At 54.2% G+C, this 16,242-nt stretch carries 12 protein-coding genes; 10 read left to right on the top strand and 2 right to left on the bottom strand.

Translation table 11 applies throughout. The annotated features are described in order from the left end of the window. Window positions 1-66 precede the first annotated feature (66 nt). The gene (locus tag A7K91_RS14000; protein ID WP_068683741.1) at window positions 67-354 is read right to left on the bottom strand and encodes a YxcD family protein; all 288 of its coding nucleotides are present in this window, start codon (window positions 352-354) and stop codon (window positions 67-69) included. Between the two features lie 2 nt (window positions 355-356). Beyond that, window positions 357-788, bottom strand: coding sequence for a hypothetical protein (locus tag A7K91_RS13995; protein WP_068683739.1), 432 nt, complete (start codon window positions 786-788; stop codon window positions 357-359). A 144-nt stretch (window positions 789-932) separates the two neighbouring features. Between A7K91_RS13995 and A7K91_RS13990 the strand changes: the two genes are divergently transcribed. The 10 genes from A7K91_RS13990 to mutL all read left to right on the top strand — a co-directional run bounded on the left by A7K91_RS13990 (window position 933) and on the right by mutL (window position 16,242). Beyond that, window positions 933-1,463: a DUF309 domain-containing protein gene (locus tag A7K91_RS13990; protein ID WP_068683731.1), complete on the top strand. Its 531-nt coding sequence runs from the start codon at window positions 933-935 to the stop codon at window positions 1,461-1,463. Window positions 1,464-1,680: 217 nt separating this feature from the next. Continuing rightward, complete coding sequence (locus tag A7K91_RS13985) at window positions 1,681-3,195, top strand: carboxypeptidase M32 (protein ID WP_068683729.1); 1,515 nt, start codon at window positions 1,681-1,683, stop codon at window positions 3,193-3,195. Between the two features lie 317 nt (window positions 3,196-3,512). Next, window positions 3,513-4,523, top strand: a complete 1,011-nt coding sequence (locus A7K91_RS13980; protein ID WP_068683728.1) for an ABC transporter substrate-binding protein — start codon at window positions 3,513-3,515, stop codon at window positions 4,521-4,523. A 30-nt stretch (window positions 4,524-4,553) separates the two neighbouring features. Then, a complete protein-coding gene (locus A7K91_RS13975) occupies window positions 4,554-5,345 on the top strand; it encodes an ABC transporter ATP-binding protein (RefSeq protein WP_068683727.1) in 792 nt (263 codons plus the stop codon). Window positions 5,346-5,688: 343 nt separating this feature from the next. Continuing rightward, window positions 5,689-6,486: an ABC transporter permease gene (locus tag A7K91_RS13970; protein ID WP_156739586.1), complete on the top strand. Its 798-nt coding sequence runs from the start codon at window positions 5,689-5,691 to the stop codon at window positions 6,484-6,486. A 42-nt stretch (window positions 6,487-6,528) separates the two neighbouring features. Then, window positions 6,529-7,497: an aromatic acid exporter family protein gene (locus tag A7K91_RS13965; protein ID WP_068683725.1), complete on the top strand. Its 969-nt coding sequence runs from the start codon at window positions 6,529-6,531 to the stop codon at window positions 7,495-7,497. A 692-nt stretch (window positions 7,498-8,189) separates the two neighbouring features. Further along, on the top strand, window positions 8,190-8,759 hold the full coding sequence (locus A7K91_RS13960; RefSeq protein WP_068683724.1) for an outer spore coat protein CotE: 570 nt from the start codon (window positions 8,190-8,192) through the stop codon (window positions 8,757-8,759). Between the two features lie 173 nt (window positions 8,760-8,932). Further along, on the top strand, window positions 8,933-10,402 hold the full coding sequence (locus A7K91_RS13955; protein ID WP_068683722.1) for a putative amidoligase domain-containing protein: 1,470 nt from the start codon (window positions 8,933-8,935) through the stop codon (window positions 10,400-10,402). Window positions 10,403-10,790: 388 nt separating this feature from the next. Next, entirely contained in the window at window positions 10,791-13,667 is a 2,877-nt protein-coding gene (mutS, locus tag A7K91_RS13950; RefSeq protein ID WP_068683720.1) for a DNA mismatch repair protein MutS, read from the top strand. Window positions 13,668-13,695: 28 nt separating this feature from the next. Continuing rightward, window positions 13,696-16,242 (top strand): DNA mismatch repair endonuclease MutL, encoded by a 2,547-nt coding sequence (mutL, locus tag A7K91_RS13945; protein ID WP_068683719.1) that lies wholly within the window; start codon window positions 13,696-13,698, stop codon window positions 16,240-16,242.

The following is a 16,242-nucleotide window of genomic DNA, read 5'->3' as shown; positions in this document are numbered from 1 at the left end:
TTCAGAAAGTTTAGTAAGCGTACTTTTTGAACAACCCGTTAACCGGAAAAAATCTTGAACAACCCGTTAAGCGGGAAACTCAGCCCAAAATTCGCCTTGCTCTTCATCAAGACCAAGCGTAATGTCGGAGCGGAAAACGCGAAGGTTTTGCTGGGAGAAGAGATATTGCTCGATGGCCTCCAGCAAATTGGCCTGCAATAAATATTGGCTGCGGCCAGCTACCCAAATTTCAGCGGTGTAGCCGTATTCTTCATCCCAGGATAGCTGTACCTCCACGTCAGTTGGCGCAATGCCGCGCCGTTCGGAGACATGCAGGCAAACCGCATTTATGATTTCATCGGTATACAATCTCACGATTAATAAGGCCTCCGCTGGTCAGGGCGTTGATCCTTCTTGCTGCGCAAGTAAACAAAAGCGACGCGTATCAGCATAATTACTGCAAAAATCGCCAGCAGGTTGACCATCAGTCCCAAAAATTGACCCATAGCGCCCATGTTACCAAACATGCTGCCAAACATCAGACCGGCCAAGCCGCCAAGCATCATGCCTTTCATCAAGCCGCCTCCGCCGCCCAAGAAACCGCCAGTTTTGGCAGCTGTGCCTGCTGTTGCTCCGCCAGTCTTGGAATCGGTAGTGGTTTTGCTTACGTTATCGCTTTTTTTCGGGGTTTGAGTAAAGCTTTGCTTTGGCGATTTGAAGCCGCCGCCGCGTCTAGCGTCCGCTTCCTGCGGGAAACCGATTGCAAGCAAAAGCGTAAGCGCGATCATAACCAGGAACCCTTTTTTCATTGCGTTCTTTCTCCTCCTGTTAAATAAGGTTTGAAATTTGATAACATAATGGAATACGGCTACTATGGAAGCAAGGTTTCATTTTTTTAGGACAACTTCAACGAAAAAATGATTTTTCTCACAGTTGGGGACTGGAGTGGACATATGAGAGAGTATCCTGATGCCTATTATTCCTATCTGATTCAATTTCATGCAACAAGGGATTATTTTGAATGTCATGAGCTGCTTGAGGAATATTGGAAAAAACACCCTCAAGATAACCGCTCTGCCCTGTGGGTAGCTCTTATCGGAACAGCTGTCGGACAATATCATGAGCGGAGGGGCAATCTGCGCGGCGCAGCCAAGAGCTATTCCCATGCATTGGGCAGGCTGGAGGCGCACGGACTTGACGAGGTAGGGCTGGATTCCGGCAAGCTGATTCAGCTGCTTGAGGCACGGAGGGAAGAGGCTGAGAAGGCTTTGCCCTATCGGGATATGATGCTTCCATTTGCGGATCAAACCTTGCTTGAGGCTTGCATAAAGCTTTGCGGGGAGCAGGGACTGGAATGGGGCGCGCCAAGTCCGATGGATAACGCGGAATTGATCCATCGCCACAAGCTGCGCGACAGGTCCGACGTGATTGCTGCAAGAGCAGATGCGTTAAAGCTGCGTCGGCAGGATCGTAACCGCTCATAGAATAGCAGTACGGGGCAAGGTGAAGGAAAGCAGCAGGAAAAACTAAGCGTAATGGTGTGAGTGGATATCGGCAAAGCATTCATTTGCCAAAAGCGCCAAGCGTGGAAGACGCTAACGCGTCAGTTTGTGAAAGTTGCAGTTTGTAACTATCGGGGTTTAATATAATGGTAGAGCTGCTCATATTAATGGCCGTTATGGCGAAAGGCGGAATGAAGCAATGACGCAAAAACAGCAGGACGTTTTGGCAAGCTTCAGGGAAAGAATACATAAGATTCAAAGCTATGGAGAGGCGCTTGCGCTCATGCATTGGGACTTGCGGACGGGCGCGCCGCGCAAAGGAATGGATGTAAGATCGGAATCGCTTGGCGTATTGTCCGGCGCTATGTTTGAGCTGTCCGTTGCGCCGGAGCTGGGCGAATGGCTGCAGACGCTGGAGGAGAAGGCCGCATTTGCGGAGCTGTCGGAAATCGATCAGCGGCTTGTTCTGGAAACCCGCAAGCAATATGACCGCAGCATCAAAATTCCGCCAAAGCTGTTTCAGGAATATACCGTGCTGGCATCCCAATCGGAATCCAAATGGGAGGAAGCCAAACGGGACAATGACTTTGCAAGCTTCCAGCCTTATTTGGAAAAGGTGATCGGCTACACCAATCAGTTTATTGATTTGTGGGGACCTGGCGCAACCCGCTATGATACTTTGCTTGACGAATACGAACCCGGCATGACAGTGGCCGAGCTGGACTCCATTTTCGGCGGACTGCGCGCGGAGCTTGTGCCGCTGGCGGAAGCGATAGCGGCTTCGCCGCACCAGCCCGACACCTCCTTCCTTAACGGAACGTTCGACAAGGCAGCTCAGAGGGATTTTGGCCTTTATATTCTTGGTCAGATGGGCTACGATTTTGCAGCGGGCAGGCTGGACGAAAGCGTTCATCCGTTCGCTACGGGCCTGAATCCGGGCGATGTTCGCATCACGACCAGCTACCTGCCTAACGACGTAACCTTTGCCCTGTTCGGCACCATTCATGAGGGCGGACATGCGTTGTATGAGCAAAATATTGCCCCCGAGCTGACTGGCACAACGTTAGCTACCGGCACCTCCATGGGTATCCATGAATCGCAGTCGCGCTTCTGGGAAAACGTGATCGGCAGAAGCCCCGGCTTCTGGCAGCGTTATTTTGGCGAGTTTCAGAAACGGTTCCCGGGCCAGCTGAATGTGTCATGGGAGGAGTTTTACCGCGGCAACAACGTTGTGAAGCCGTCACTGATTCGTATAGAGGCCGACGAGCTCACTTATAACCTGCACATCATTATCCGGTATGAGCTGGAGAAGCTGATCTTTAACGGAGGCGTCAAAGCAGCCGACCTTCCCGAGCTTTGGAACAGCAAATACAAGGAATATCTCGGCGTGGTTCCGGGCAACGACTCGGAGGGCGTGCTTCAGGACGTGCATTGGTCCGGCGGCGCTTTCGGCTACTTCCCGTCTTATTCTCTGGGCAACATGTACGCCGCTCAATTTACGGATACGATGGAGCGTGAAATTCCGGATATGTGGGAGCAGGTCAGCCGCGGCGAGCTGCTAACCATCAAGGAATGGCTTGGCGACCGTATTCACCGCTTTGGCAAAATGCGCACGCCGTCCGAGCTGATCACCTCCGTAACGGGCAAAAGCCTTGATCCGCAATATCTGGTTTCCTATTTGAAGTCCAAATACAGCGATATCTATAGGCTGTAGCCGCTTGCTGCGCTACCTGCCTGCACGATTAAGCTCAGCTTATCCATTAGTTCAGTTCGTTTATATAAGTTCGTCTATCTAATTTAGCTTATCTGACGATAAGCTTCTTCCCAAATTAAACGAGCATATCGAACGAATAGTTAATCTTGCCTGTTGTATTTTCTTGATGTATCTAGCCAGGCCTGCAGAAATCCGTGTTTACGGAGCCTTCTGCGGGCCTTTTTGGCGTTAAGTCCGCGTCAGCTTATCACTTACGGCGTCTGTTTTGCATAGGCTGTTGTACATTAATTTTTGCCAATTGGCGGGAGGAATGACCTATGAAAAAAGGCAGGCTTGGATTGCTGCTGGCCGTCCTGCTGGCGGCATCGGCCGTGTTGTCGGGATGCGGCAAGGACAGCGGGGATAAAAAACATGTTGTCATCGGCGAAGTGACGCGCTCGTTGTTTTACGCGCCGCAATATGTCGCGATTGAAAAAGGTTTTTTTGACGAGGAAGGGCTGGACATCGAGCTTACGACTACGCCTGGCGGGGACAAAACGATGACGGCTTTGCTTTCCGGCTCCATTGACGTTGCGCTGGTAGGCTCGGAAACGTCGATCTACGTTCATCAGCAAGGGGCCGATGATCCCGTCATCAATTTTGCCCAGCTGACCCAAACGGACGGAACCTTTCTGGTAGCAAGGGAGAAAATAGACTCCTTTGACTGGACGGAGCTTAAAGGATCGGTTTTTCTTGGTCAACGAAAAGGCGGCATGCCGCAAATGGCAGGCGAATTCGCCATGAAGAAAAACGGCATCAATCCAGCAACAGATCTGGAGATGATCCAGAATATTGATTTTGCCAACATCGCCGCCGCTTTTTCCTCGGGAACAGGAGATTACGTTCAGTTGTTCGAGCCGACCGCTTCCATTTTTGAAAAAGAAGGCAGAGGGTATGTTGCGGCTTCATTCGGCGTAGAAAGCGGGCATCTGCCTTACACCGTGTTTATGGCGAAGCAAAGCTACATCGACAAAAACAGCGAGTACATCCAGGCGTTCACCAATGCCGTTTACAAGGCGCAGAAATGGGTTGCGGAGCATAACGCGGAGGAAATTGCGGACGTTGTTATTCCTTATTTTGAAAATGTAGACAGAGATAGATTGATCAGCTCCATCGACCGCTACAAATCGCAGGGCTCTTTTGCGGATAATCCCGTTGTGGACACAGAGGAGTGGGATAATCTGCTGGACGTCATGACGGAGGCCGGCGAGCTGGCCGATAGAGCGGAGCACGGAGAGCTGGTGAACACGTCATTTGCGGAAGCCGCGATAGCAGAGTCGGGCAAATAAGGCGATAGAACGCAAAAGGAGGAGGATGTGATGAAGGATACGCCGGCGATGGAGCTGCGGGGAGTCTCTCATGTCTATGTCAATGACAAGGGCGCTTATCTGGCTGTGGAGGGCATTCAGCTTGCTGTTGCGCGTGGCGAATTTGTCAGTCTTGTTGGACCAAGCGGCTGCGGCAAAACGACGCTCCTCAGCCTCCTGGCCGGTCTATTTTCACCAACTATCGGGCATGTGCTGCTGGATGGCAAGGACGTGACGGGCCCGGCTCCGCAAGTGGGGTATATGCTGCAGCAGGACTACTTGTTTCCATGGCGAACCATTGCGGACAATGCGGCCGTCGGATTAGAAATTCAGGGACGCAAAACGCAGCGAGGCATGGGACGGGTAGAGGAATGGCTCGCGGAACTGGGTCTTGAGGGAAGCGGGGGACGATATCCCCATGAGTTATCCGGCGGCATGAGGCAGCGTGTCGCCCTTGTGAGGACGCTGGTTACCGAGCCGGAGGTGCTGCTGCTGGATGAACCTTTTTCAGCGCTTGATCTGCAAATCAAGCTGCAGCTGGAGGACCTTGTGCAGGAAACGCTGCGGAGGCTGGGTAAAACGGCAGTGCTGGTGACGCATGATTTGGCGGAGGCCGTTGCCATGAGCGACCGGATCATCGTCATGGGCCGCGGGCCGGGCCGTATCGTCCGCGAAATTATTGTGCCGGAGGCGCTGCGCGCGGCTACACCGTTGCAAGCCAGGGGGCTGCCGGAATACAGCGAGCTTTTCCAGGAACTGTGGGAGGAGCTGGAGGATAAGGAGGAGGGCGTCCATGGCGCATGACGATTCCGGCGAACGTACTCGTGACGCGATGACGGGCGATGGGCCGGAACGGGCTGGTTTTGATGAAAAGGATGAGCTGGATGAGCAGGTAACGAGAGGTGCGCTCGTAGAGGCAGATAAAGACGGGGATGTGAAATCAACTGAAGGCGATCCGGAAGCGGCTGATAGCGGCGCGGATGGAAAGGCGGTTGAAGGTGCGCCGGATGTGGCTGATTGTGGCGCTGATGGGAAGCCGGTCGAAGGAGCGCCGGATGTGGCTGATAGCGGCGCTGATGGGAAGCTGGCTGGTGTCATAGAAAAGCAGCGGCATGAGGAACCGGCTGGAGAAGTGCGTCACCGGCTGATGAAGCAGCTTCATTTTAATTATCTCAAACGCCAAAAGAAACAATCGGCTGCCGCAGGCGCAACGCAGCTGGCTTTGCTTCTGTTTTTTTGCGGCTTGTGGGAGCTTGCGGGTCGAAACAAATGGATTGATCCGCTGTTGTTCAGCTATCCCTCCAAGATGGCTGTCCAATTATGGAACGGCTTGTACGGCGGCAGTTTGTGGCCTCATATCGGGGTGACGGTGTCGGAGACGGTTGCCGGTTTTGTGCTAGGTACGCTGGTTGGCACGGCTCTTGCCGCGCTGCTGTGGTGGTTCCCGTTTCTCTCCCGGGTTCTCGACCCGTATCTGGTCGTTCTGAACAGCATGCCAAAGGTGGCGCTTGGCCCGATCTTTATTGTAGGGCTTGGCCCCGGATTTCTGTCTATTCTGGCGATTACGCTGTCCGTTACGGTCATCATCACAACGCTGAACATTTACAACCGCTTCAGGGAAATCGACGGCGGTTATATCAAGGTGGTGCGGCTGTTTGGCGCCAACCGGATGCAGCTGTTTCGGCTTGTTATTTTGCCGGGTTCGTTTCCTGTCATTATTTCGACGCTCAAGGTGAATGTCGGCCTGGCCTGGATCGGGGTAATCGTCGGAGAGTTTCTAGTGGCCAAAACAGGGCTGGGCTATCAGATCATCTACGGCTTCCAGGTATTCAATTTTACATTAGTGCTGTCAAGTCTGGTTGTGATAGGGATTGTGGCAACAGCGATGTACCGTGCCGTAGCGGCTCTGGAGAAGAGGTTGACGGCGGGCTGGCGAGAGCGGTAGGATGTGGAGTAACACATTCCATCGGATTCGGGGATACAAGCTATGGGCATTCGCGTTGTCAAAACGGCAGCCGCTGCGATTGCGGCTATTTATACGGCACTTTACTTGGGGCTTGAGCCTGCGCTTGCTGCAGGCATTCTGGCCATACTCGGCGTTGAGGCGACCCGGATGAAAGGGCTCAAAAGCGCCGCCATCCGGTTTGTCGCTTCGGTGCTGGGTCTTTTTTTCGCGTCGCTTATTTTTACGCTGTTTGGTTTTCATTATTGGGTTGTGGCTATTTTTATTTTGTTTACGTTTCCTATTCTGTCGCGCTTTATGCTGAAAGACGGCATTTTGACCAGCTGCGTCATCGTGTTTCATCTGTTCGCCTACAAGGAGGTAACGGCAGGCATCATCGCCAACGAGGTGCTTTTGCTGCTGGTGGGCCTTGGCTGGGCGACCGTCATCAATGTCATGTATATGCCGAAGGAGGACCGGAGCTTGGCTTTGCTCAAAAGCGGACTGGAGGAGGCGTTCAGCGGCATTTTTTGCGAAATGGCGCTTACGCTGCGGAATCCCGGCCATGTCTGGTCGGGCAGTCAGCTGCTTGAGGCCGAGGCGCTTATGGCCAAAGGAGAGGCGGGTTCGCTGCGCAGCCGGGAAAACCGGCTATGGCTCCATGAAGCCTATTGGACAAGCTATTTTCAAATGCGGCGCGAGCAATTTACGTCGATTGGCCAAATGCTGGCGGAGCTGTCGCTTGTGTATGAAAAGGTTCCGCAAGGCGAGCACCTGGCCGATCTGCTGGACCAATTGGCAATTGATGTCAAAAAAGAGGTTTATACAGGTGAGGCCGAACGATTGGCGAATAAGCTGGTGGGGCTGTTTCGCAGCATGGAGCTGCCAAAAACGCGCGAGGAATTTGAGGTTCGCGCCAAGCTGTTGACCCTGCTGCACGAAGTCGACCGCTATCTTGCCGTTGCCAGACGGCTGAAAAAGAAGCCGAAGCAAGAGATCGCTCAGGCCGGATAGGGAGACTGTGGCGGGGCAGGGAGCCAGATGCTAAGCCTTGCGCTTGCGGTCATTCATGACCGTAAGAGTACTTCTATGGCTAAAGCTTTGTGAGTAACGGTCACTGATGTCCGCCATCGTCAAAAAAGCGGCGTATATTGGGCAAAAATGAACGGTAACGGCCAAAAATGTCCGTTGAAATCAGGGCTTCTGTAAAAAGAAGCCTGTGACGGTCATTGATGTCCGCAAGGTGAATCGGGTGGTAAAGAAACGGTTTGCCGTTTAGACAGCGCTCGTTGCCAGCAGCTGCTGAGGCTTCTTTTGGTGGCAGTTAGCGCTGATTTTTGGCTTGGGAGAATTATTCACGGGCCTTTTTTTATAGGTGTATTTTTAAAATGATTACTATGTTTATCTCATGCTTTCTTTTGTTTACCTCATGCTTTCTATTTTATATAGCGTATGTATATGTGGTGTGCAGACCGCTTTCGCAGTACTTTTTTTCGCTACGCGGCCTTCATATTTCCCCTGTGAGGTGAATAGAATGAAGCAGGCGCGAAAGCGACAGTTTGTGTTTTCTCGTGCTAGTAGGACCTGCGCTTGAGATGACAGGAGACATGCAAAATAAAATTTTTCGGATTAGACTCGTTTAATCAACAAACGCCTATGACCTGCATACACTTTAATTGAATGATTGTATGGAGGAGGTTAAATCAATGACTATTGCAGATAAACAGCTACAGTGCAGAGAAATAATTACAAAAGCTGTCTGCGGCAAGGGTCGTAAGTTTTCCACTGTCACCCATACCGTTACACCGCCTCACCATCCGACCAGCATTTTGGGCGCATGGATCATCAACCATCAGTATGAAGCGGTTCGTTCGGGCGACGGTATAGAGGTGATCGGTACTTACGATATCAATATTTGGTATTCGTACAACAAAAACTCCCAAACGGACGTAGCCAAGGAATCCGTACAATTCGTCGAAAATGTTCCCCTCTCGTATGTTGATCCCAAGCACAGGGCAGCGACCGAAGAGGTGTCTGCCGAGGTGCTTCAGGAGCCCAACTGCATCGAGGCGAACATTTCCTCCAGCGGCGCAAGCGTGGTCGTTCGCGTAGAGCGGGAGTTTGCGGTCGAAATGATTGCCGAGACGAAAGTCTGCGTGGCTGTTGTTCCAGGCGGCTGCAGTGATCAGGATGACAAGGATTTTGAGTTTAGCCTTGGCGACGAGGACGGAGACTTCGAGGATCTGGATTCCGATTTGCTGGACGACGAGCTGTAACTCGCTTTCCGGCAATAACATCTTTTCTTTTTTGGGATACGGCATTATATGCTGCTTTTGCGGCAAATTCGAGGGCGAAAGCCCTCCCTTTTTTTTGACGTCAAAAATACCTGTTACCAGGCTCTTGCAGATAGAAGCTGAGGATATGCCTGTAGATGAAAGGCGGTATGTACATGGGGGAGCTGTTTCTTTGGAATGGAGCAGCGTATAAAGCTATTTTACCGGAGGAGGAGTATGACCGGCCGCTGGTGAAAACAGCTCCCCGTCAAGGAGATGCCGTATTGCCGCTTTCATGGAAGGAGTTGCCGGGCTTTTGCGCGCCAGAAGGAATTTGGCAGCTTAACGAAGGAGCATCGGCGCTGGCGAAGATGAGCTTGGAGCGGCAGCGCGAGCTTTGGCGAATGTCGGGTCTAAGCGTTGCGGAGGGGCTGCCTCACGAGCGGCTTTTTGTTATTGAGGTTTGCAATCTGGAGCCGCTTTCTGTTGCGCGAATCTATGAAGGGCGGGAGCAGAAAACGGCGTTGACGATATCGGAATATCAGAACAGAGAAGACCTGTATGATCAGGGCAGGAGCATGAATAATCAGGCCAAAGGAGGCGCGGCATTATGGAGAAGCAGCCGCGCGGGGGATTGGCCTGGCGATGCCGCGCTGCGCCGGGTGGCGCGCGTAGCCGTGCGCGCGCTGTATACGCTCCGCCTCGATGTTGGCGAGGCGGAGGTTGCCCTTGCCGGCGATGGCCGCTGCGCCGTCAGAGGGGTGCGGCCGCTGCTCAGCGACGGCGCACGCCAGTCGGCCGCGCTGCGGCGCTTCGCCGCTACGCTTGGCGCGGCGGGGGCTTTTGACGAGGGGCGGCGCATTTTGCTGGGCGCCGATCCCGAGTTTGCGCTGCTGATGCCGTCCGGCAAGGTGGCGCCGGCATCGCGTTTTTTTGGCGCGGGCGCCGGAGGAGCAGCGGGCGCCGACGCCGTATTGCTGGGGCGGCGGCTGCTCTATCCCGTCGCCGAGCTGCGGCCCGCGCCGGCGGAGAGCCCCGCCGCGCTGGCCGGCAACATCAGGCGGCTGATGCTTGCAGCCGCCGCAAAAGTGCGCGACCCCGGGCTGCGCTGGGTCGCGGGAGCCATGCCCGTGCCGGGGCTAGCGCTCGGCGGGCATATTCACATCAGCGGAGCTCCGCTCACCGGCCGCCTGCTCCGCCTGCTGGACAGCTGCGCGGCCTATCCGCTGGCTATGGTGGAGGACCCCGCCGGGCGCGGCCGCCGTCCCCGATACGGCAGTCTCGGGGACTTTCGTCTGCAGCCGCATGGCGGGTTCGAATACCGGACGCTGCCGAGCTGGCTCGTGTCTCCGGCAGCGGCCAAGGCCGCTTTTGCGCTGGCGCTGCTTTGCGCAAGGGAAGCGTTGACGCTGCCCAGAATTCCGGCAGCGGAAGAGCGTTTCCGCGCCGCTTATTATGCCGGCGACCGGAGCGAGCTGTCGGCTTGTCTGGACGATATCGCGGACGTGGTGACGCGGAGTGCCAGATACGAGGAGCTGGCTCCCTGTATTGAACCGCTATTCCAAGCGGCAAAAGCGGGGAAAACCTGGGACGAAAAAAGCGATTTTCGCTTGAAATGGAAAATACCATTGCCGAAAGCTGATTGATGTTGAATGTTTCCAAGCTGTCTCTAAACTGTCCTAAATCTTCGCCCCTCTGAAACGGACATGTATGACTGCAAGGGACTTCTTTTTGCAGGAATCCAGATTCTAACAGACATTTGTGGCCGTAAAACTCATTTTTTCTCCCAAAATGCACCGATTTTTGCCGCTAGAGGACGCGGCTGTCCGTTACTCAGACTGGATCTGGCTAATTGAGCCTTTAACGGTCATAAATGACCGGCAGGCTGCAGGTTCGGGAAGGTAAAGACCCGATTTTGACTACGAAATCTGCCATGCGGTACGGGGGATGCCGAATAAGGAGAGCAGTGGTTATGGCGCACATCTGTTCCGCTTGGTATAATAACATATTATATACATAGCAGGAGGAGCAGCAATGAGCGGTTATACTCCGATGATTCAGCAATATTTGTCGATCAAGGAAGAGGCGAAGGACGCCTTTTTGTTTTTCCGTTTGGGTGATTTTTACGAGATGTTTTTTAACGATGCCATCGAGGCGTCGCGGGAGCTGGAGATAACGTTGACGGGAAGGGAAGGCGGCGGCTCGGCCAAAATCCCGATGTGCGGCGTTCCCTACCATTCCGCTGAAAACTATATAGCACGGCTTGTTGAAAAGGGCTACAAGGTGGCAATTTGCGAGCAAGTGGAAGATCCCGCCGCCGCTAAAGGCGTCGTCCGCCGCGAAATTGTCCGTATTGTGACGCCGGGCACCGTGATGGAAACCAAATCGCTGGAGAGCAAGCACAACAATTTTATCGCTGCGGTGGATCTGGCCGGCGGCATGATTGGACTGGCTGCTTGCGATTTGACGACGGGCGAGCTGTACGTTACCTCCTTCCCGCAGCAAGGCGAAGCCATGATGGACGAGCTTAATGTCTATAGTCCTTCCGAGGTTGTTGGCAGCGAAAGCCTGCTGAAGGCTTTGAGAGAAGCGGCCGCGGGGGGAGCGCCCGCCGTGCTGACTGAACGTTCCTCCGTGTCGCGGGAAAGATTGGCGGAGCAGTTCGGCGAAGCGGAGCTGGCCGGTCTCTCGCAGGCCCGCCTTCAGGCTGTCGGGGTCATGATCGGTTATTTGGAGGATACGCAAAAGCGTTCTCTCGGGCATGTTCGAAGCATTGCTTCATACGAGCCCAATCAATATATGATTCTTGACCACTATACGCGCCGAAATCTGGAGCTGACGGAAACGGTGCGCGACCGGAGCAAGCGGGGTTCACTGCTCTGGCTGCTGGATCGGACAGGCACGTCCATGGGAGCGCGGCTGCTTCGCCGCTGGATCGACAAGCCTCTCCTGAGCAGCGCGGCGATTGGCAAACGGCTGGATGCGGTTGAAACGTTGTATCGCAACCTCATTTTGCGAGAGGATATTCGGGGCCAGCTAAGCCCGATCTATGATCTGGAGCGCCTGGTAGGGCGCGTAGCCTACGGCAACGCCAACGGGCGCGATCTGAACGCGCTGAAGGCGTCCCTGCTGCGCATCCCCGCTTTGATGGAGCTTTGCCGGGATTCCGGCTCTGCGGTGCTGCAGGAGCTTGTGCGCGATGCAGACGACTGCGGAGACATTGCGGATATGATCGACACCGTGCTCGTGGACGAGCCTCCTATTTCCATTCGGGAAGGCGGCTTGATCAAAGGCGGGTACGACGACTATCTCGATCAGCTTCGGGAAGCCAGCACAAACGGCAAGAAATGGCTCGCAGAGCTCGAGCGCCAGGAACGGGAAGCGACGGGCATTAAATCCATCAAAATCGGCTTTAATAAAGTGTTTGGCTATTATTTGGAGGTATCCAAGGCCAACTTGTCCATGCTGCCCGAAGGCCGTTACGAGCGCAAGCAGACCTTGGCTAATGCCGAGCGGTTTGTCACGCCCGAGCTGAAGGAGAAGGAAAGGCTTATTCTGGAAGCCGAGGACAAAATGGTTGATCTGGAGTATGCCCGCTTTATCGAGCTGCGCGATCATATTGCGCTTCATCTTCACCGCCTTCAGCGCGCAGCCGCGATGATAGCCGAGCTGGACGTCTACCAGTCGCTTGCCACGGTGAGCGCAGAGCGCCGCTATACCCGTCCCAAGGTGACGGAAGGTTTTGATCTTTCCATAAAAGAAGGGCGTCATCCCGTGGTGGAAGCGATGATGGATGGAACGCCTTTTATCGCTAATGATACGGCGCTGAGCAGCGAGGAGCAGCGCATTCTGCTCATTACAGGCCCCAATATGGCCGGCAAAAGCACATACATGCGCCAAACGGCATTAATTTGCGTAATGGCGCAGATCGGCTGCTTCGTTCCGGCCCGGAGCGCGGAAATTCCGCTAATCGACCGCATTTTCACCCGCATTGGAGCAGCCGACGACCTGATCGGCGGACAAAGCACGTTTATGGTGGAAATGAAGGACATACAGATCATGACGGAAAAGGCGACCCCGAGCAGCCTAGTCATCATTGACGAGCTTGGCAGAGGCACCTCTACCGGGGAAGGGATGGCGATTGCCCAGGCTGTCATTGAATATGCCCATCATCATATCGGCTGCAAGGCGCTGGTTTCGACGCATTTCCATGAGCTTGCCCATCTGGAGGAGTCCCTGCCGTCTCTTGGCAATGCCCGTATGGCAGTAGAGGAAAGCGGGGAGGATGTGACGTTCCTGCGCCGTCTGGTTCCCGGCGCGGCAAGCACCAGCTACGGCATTTATTGCGCAAGGCTGGCCGGTCTGCCCGATTCCATTATTCAGCGCGCCTATAGCTTGCTTGAGGGCGCCATGCATGAATCTGTATCGTCAGAGAGTCTTGCCCGTGTCGGCGTTCCCGCATTGTCCATGGAAAGCAGGCAAGAGGAACAATTGCGCTCCACTCAAGGACCGTTTGCGCTGCATGAATCCGCTTCGTCTGCCTATAAAAACGATCAATACCAAAAAGCAGAGAATGCAGCAGGGACTTTAAGCGCGGCGAATAAAGTTAACGACATTAACATTAATGATAATAATAAAATTAATGACGTTAATGAAATGGGTAGAAAGCATAGCTTTAGTAACATGAATAACGATGAATTCAGCTATGCAGAACGAAAAGGCAGTCCTGCTGGCGTGGTGCAGCTATCCATGTTTGAGGAGCCGGCTGCCGCTGCCGAAAGCGGCCGGCGCAAGGCATCGCCTAAAGCGGAGCAGCTCGCGGACGAGCTGCGCAAGCTTGACCTGTTCAATATGACGCCGATGCAGGCGATGCAATGGTTGAATGAAATGAAAGGAAAGATGAGAGAGTAGCAGTCGGGGGACAGAGGAGGAGATGCGAATGTCCAGAATTAAGGTGCTAGATGAAAAGCTGGCGAACCAGATTGCGGCGGGCGAGGTGGTGGAGCGGCCGTCTTCTGTAGTCAAGGAGCTGGTCGAAAATGCGATCGATGCGGGCAGCACAACGATTGACGTCTATATCGAGGAAGGCGGTTTAACGCTGATTCGAGTGGTCGATAACGGCGGGGGAATTGATCCCGACGATTTGCCAACCGCTTTTGCGCGACATGCCACCAGCAAAATTTCATCCGGCAGCGATCTGTTCCGCATTGCCAGCCTGGGCTTCCGGGGCGAAGCGCTGGCCAGCATTGCGGCGGTTTCCCGCTTAAGCGCCATTTCGGCCAATAGCGATAGCGGGCTTGCCAGAAGGCTGGTCATTGAAGGCGGGACCATCGTTGCCGAGGAGCCGGCTAATGCGCCGCAAGGAACGGAAATGTCGGTGCGGGATTTGTTTTACAATACTCCCGCCCGCTTGAAATATATGAAGTCGATCCAGACGGAGCTTGGGCATATTTCCGATTATATCAACCGGGTGGCGCTGGCTCATCCCGGCATCGCGGTAACGCTGAAGCATAACGGCTCCTCGCTGCTTCAGACGCTCGGCACCGGCGATCGCTTGCAGGTAATAGCAGCTGTGTATGGAAGCAGCACGGCTAAGGCGATGCTGCCGATCTCCGCGTCTGATCCCGATTTTGAGCTGACGGGTTATGTGTCCAAGCCTGAGCTGACAAGAGCGAACCGCAACGGGATTACTCTCGTTGTGAATGGCCGCTATATTCGCAGCTTTGCTGTAAATGCTTCGCTCCAGCAGGCATACCATACGCTGCTGCCAATTAATCGCTTCCCGCTGGCAGTGCTTGAGGTCGAGATGCATCCGTCTCTTCTGGACGTGAATGTACATCCATCCAAAATGGAGGTTCGTTTCAGCAAAGAAGCGGAGCTGAAGGCGCTTATCGAAAAAGCCGTCAAGGCTGCTCTGGGAGCGCAGCGCTACATACCCGGCCCGGACTCCGGCAAAAAACAGCCCCGTTCCGGCCCGCTTTATGTACAGGAATCCATTGCGTTTCATATCGGAGATCGTCTTGAGTCCATCGGCAAGCCTCCCGGCCCGGCAAGCTTCGCCGACGCTGCTGAAGGGAAAGCGCCAGGCGCGGCTATCAGCGGCGGCAGTTTCTCCCCATACCGGCAGGAAGCGCAAAACACCGACTTTGCCGGAGATCGTCAAAGTAGACGGCAAGAAACCAACACCACTCAGGAGCGCTTTGGCAGTCAATCGGGCAGCAACGGGCGCGACCGCTCCTTTGGCAGTCAATCAGGCAGCAACGGGCGTGACCGCTCCTTAGGCAGTCAAGCAAGCAGTTATGCTGGAGAGCGGAGTCCATACATTCCCCGTCAGGCGACTGAGAAGCTGTATGCTCCGCCACGCCAGGACTGGGGTTTGCAAAATGGAATACATGACCAAGCTGATGACAAAGGCTTGGCAGCCAAATCTGTTTTGGCTGATCATCAAGCCGACAAAGTAATGGAGGCTGGAGATATTTTCGGCAGCGAGCCTGCTCAGCGTGAAAATCAACACTACAACAGCACCTCTACGAAGGCTTTAGGCAAAGAGGCCTATGAGCAAAGTCAAGGAGCGGATAAAAGCCTTAAAGGTATTCAAGAAGTTCAAGGTGTTCAGGATGTTCCGGATGTTCAAAGGGCTCAAGATGCTAAGGAGGTTCAAGAGCTTCAAGAGGTTTCGTACGGTTTAGACACTGCTGAGCCATATGTCATTGGAGCTGGGAATGGCGGTGCCGCAGAAGCTGGAGAACTCTTTAACGAGCAAGCAGCTTTTGAGCAAAAAGCAAACCTGGCTACGGGCAAAGCTTTGGATGGCGAAGGGGCCTCAATCGTTGCAGAGAACCCGGAATCCGGCGGCGCGCCCTCTACTAATGGAGCTGATGTCCCTACTGCTGCATCCGGCTTTCCGGAGCTGCATTGGATCGGCCAGCATCATGGCACCTATATTGTAGCTCAAGCGGATGACGGGCTTTATCTGATCGACCAGCACGCGGCGCATGAGCGTATCAATTATGAATATTATCTCTATCAATTCGGGCATCCCGCCGCTGAAAGCCAAGGACTGCTGGTTCCCCTGACGCTGGAGTTTACGCCGGGAGAAGCGATGCAGCTGCGCGACCGGCTGGAGCTGTTTCGGGAAGCCGGGGTTGACATCGAGCCGTTTGGCGCGCAGACGTTTCTTGTGCGAGCATACCCGCAGTGGCTGCCTCATGGCGAGGAGAAGGCGGTGCTGGAGGAAATGGCGGAGCTGCTCATTGCCGAGCGCAAAAGCATCGATATTGGCAAGCTCAGGGAAAAAGCAGCCATTATGTGCGCCTGCAAGGCGTCTATCAAAGCCAATGACCGGATGACGCGGGAAGAAGGCGATGTTCTTCTGGCAAGGCTGGCGGGCTGCAGCCAGCCGTATACATGCCCGCACGGACGGCCCATTATCGTCCATTTGTCCACGTATCAGCTGGAAAAAATGTTTAAACGGGTGATGTCATGA

Source organism: Paenibacillus oryzae (genome assembly GCF_001675045.1).
Taxonomy (GTDB): domain Bacteria; phylum Bacillota; class Bacilli; order Paenibacillales; family Paenibacillaceae; genus Pristimantibacillus; species Pristimantibacillus oryzae.
Note: the sequence above shows the minus strand (reverse complement) of the source record. Positions and strands in the feature narration are given on the sequence as shown.

Excerpts from the sequence above, each read along its gene's own strand:
- A7K91_RS13995 (WP_068683739.1), bottom strand. The coding sequence starts at position 788 with ATGAAAAAAGGGTTCCTGGTTATGATCGCGCTTACGCTTTTGCTTGCA.
- A7K91_RS13990 (WP_068683731.1), top strand. The coding sequence starts at position 933 with ATGAGAGAGTATCCTGATGCCTATTATTCCTATCTGATTCAATTTCAT.
- A7K91_RS13985 (WP_068683729.1), top strand. The coding sequence starts at position 1,681 with ATGACGCAAAAACAGCAGGACGTTTTGGCAAGCTTCAGGGAAAGAATA.
- A7K91_RS13980 (WP_068683728.1), top strand. The coding sequence starts at position 3,513 with ATGAAAAAAGGCAGGCTTGGATTGCTGCTGGCCGTCCTGCTGGCGGCA.
- A7K91_RS13975 (WP_068683727.1), top strand. The coding sequence starts at position 4,554 with ATGAAGGATACGCCGGCGATGGAGCTGCGGGGAGTCTCTCATGTCTAT.
- A7K91_RS13970 (WP_156739586.1), top strand. The coding sequence starts at position 5,689 with ATGAAGCAGCTTCATTTTAATTATCTCAAACGCCAAAAGAAACAATCG.
- A7K91_RS13965 (WP_068683725.1), top strand. The coding sequence starts at position 6,529 with ATGGGCATTCGCGTTGTCAAAACGGCAGCCGCTGCGATTGCGGCTATT.
- A7K91_RS13960 (WP_068683724.1), top strand. The coding sequence starts at position 8,190 with ATGACTATTGCAGATAAACAGCTACAGTGCAGAGAAATAATTACAAAA.
- A7K91_RS13955 (WP_068683722.1), top strand. The coding sequence starts at position 8,933 with ATGGGGGAGCTGTTTCTTTGGAATGGAGCAGCGTATAAAGCTATTTTA.
- mutS (WP_068683720.1), top strand. The coding sequence starts at position 10,791 with ATGAGCGGTTATACTCCGATGATTCAGCAATATTTGTCGATCAAGGAA.
- mutL (WP_068683719.1), top strand. The coding sequence starts at position 13,696 with ATGTCCAGAATTAAGGTGCTAGATGAAAAGCTGGCGAACCAGATTGCG.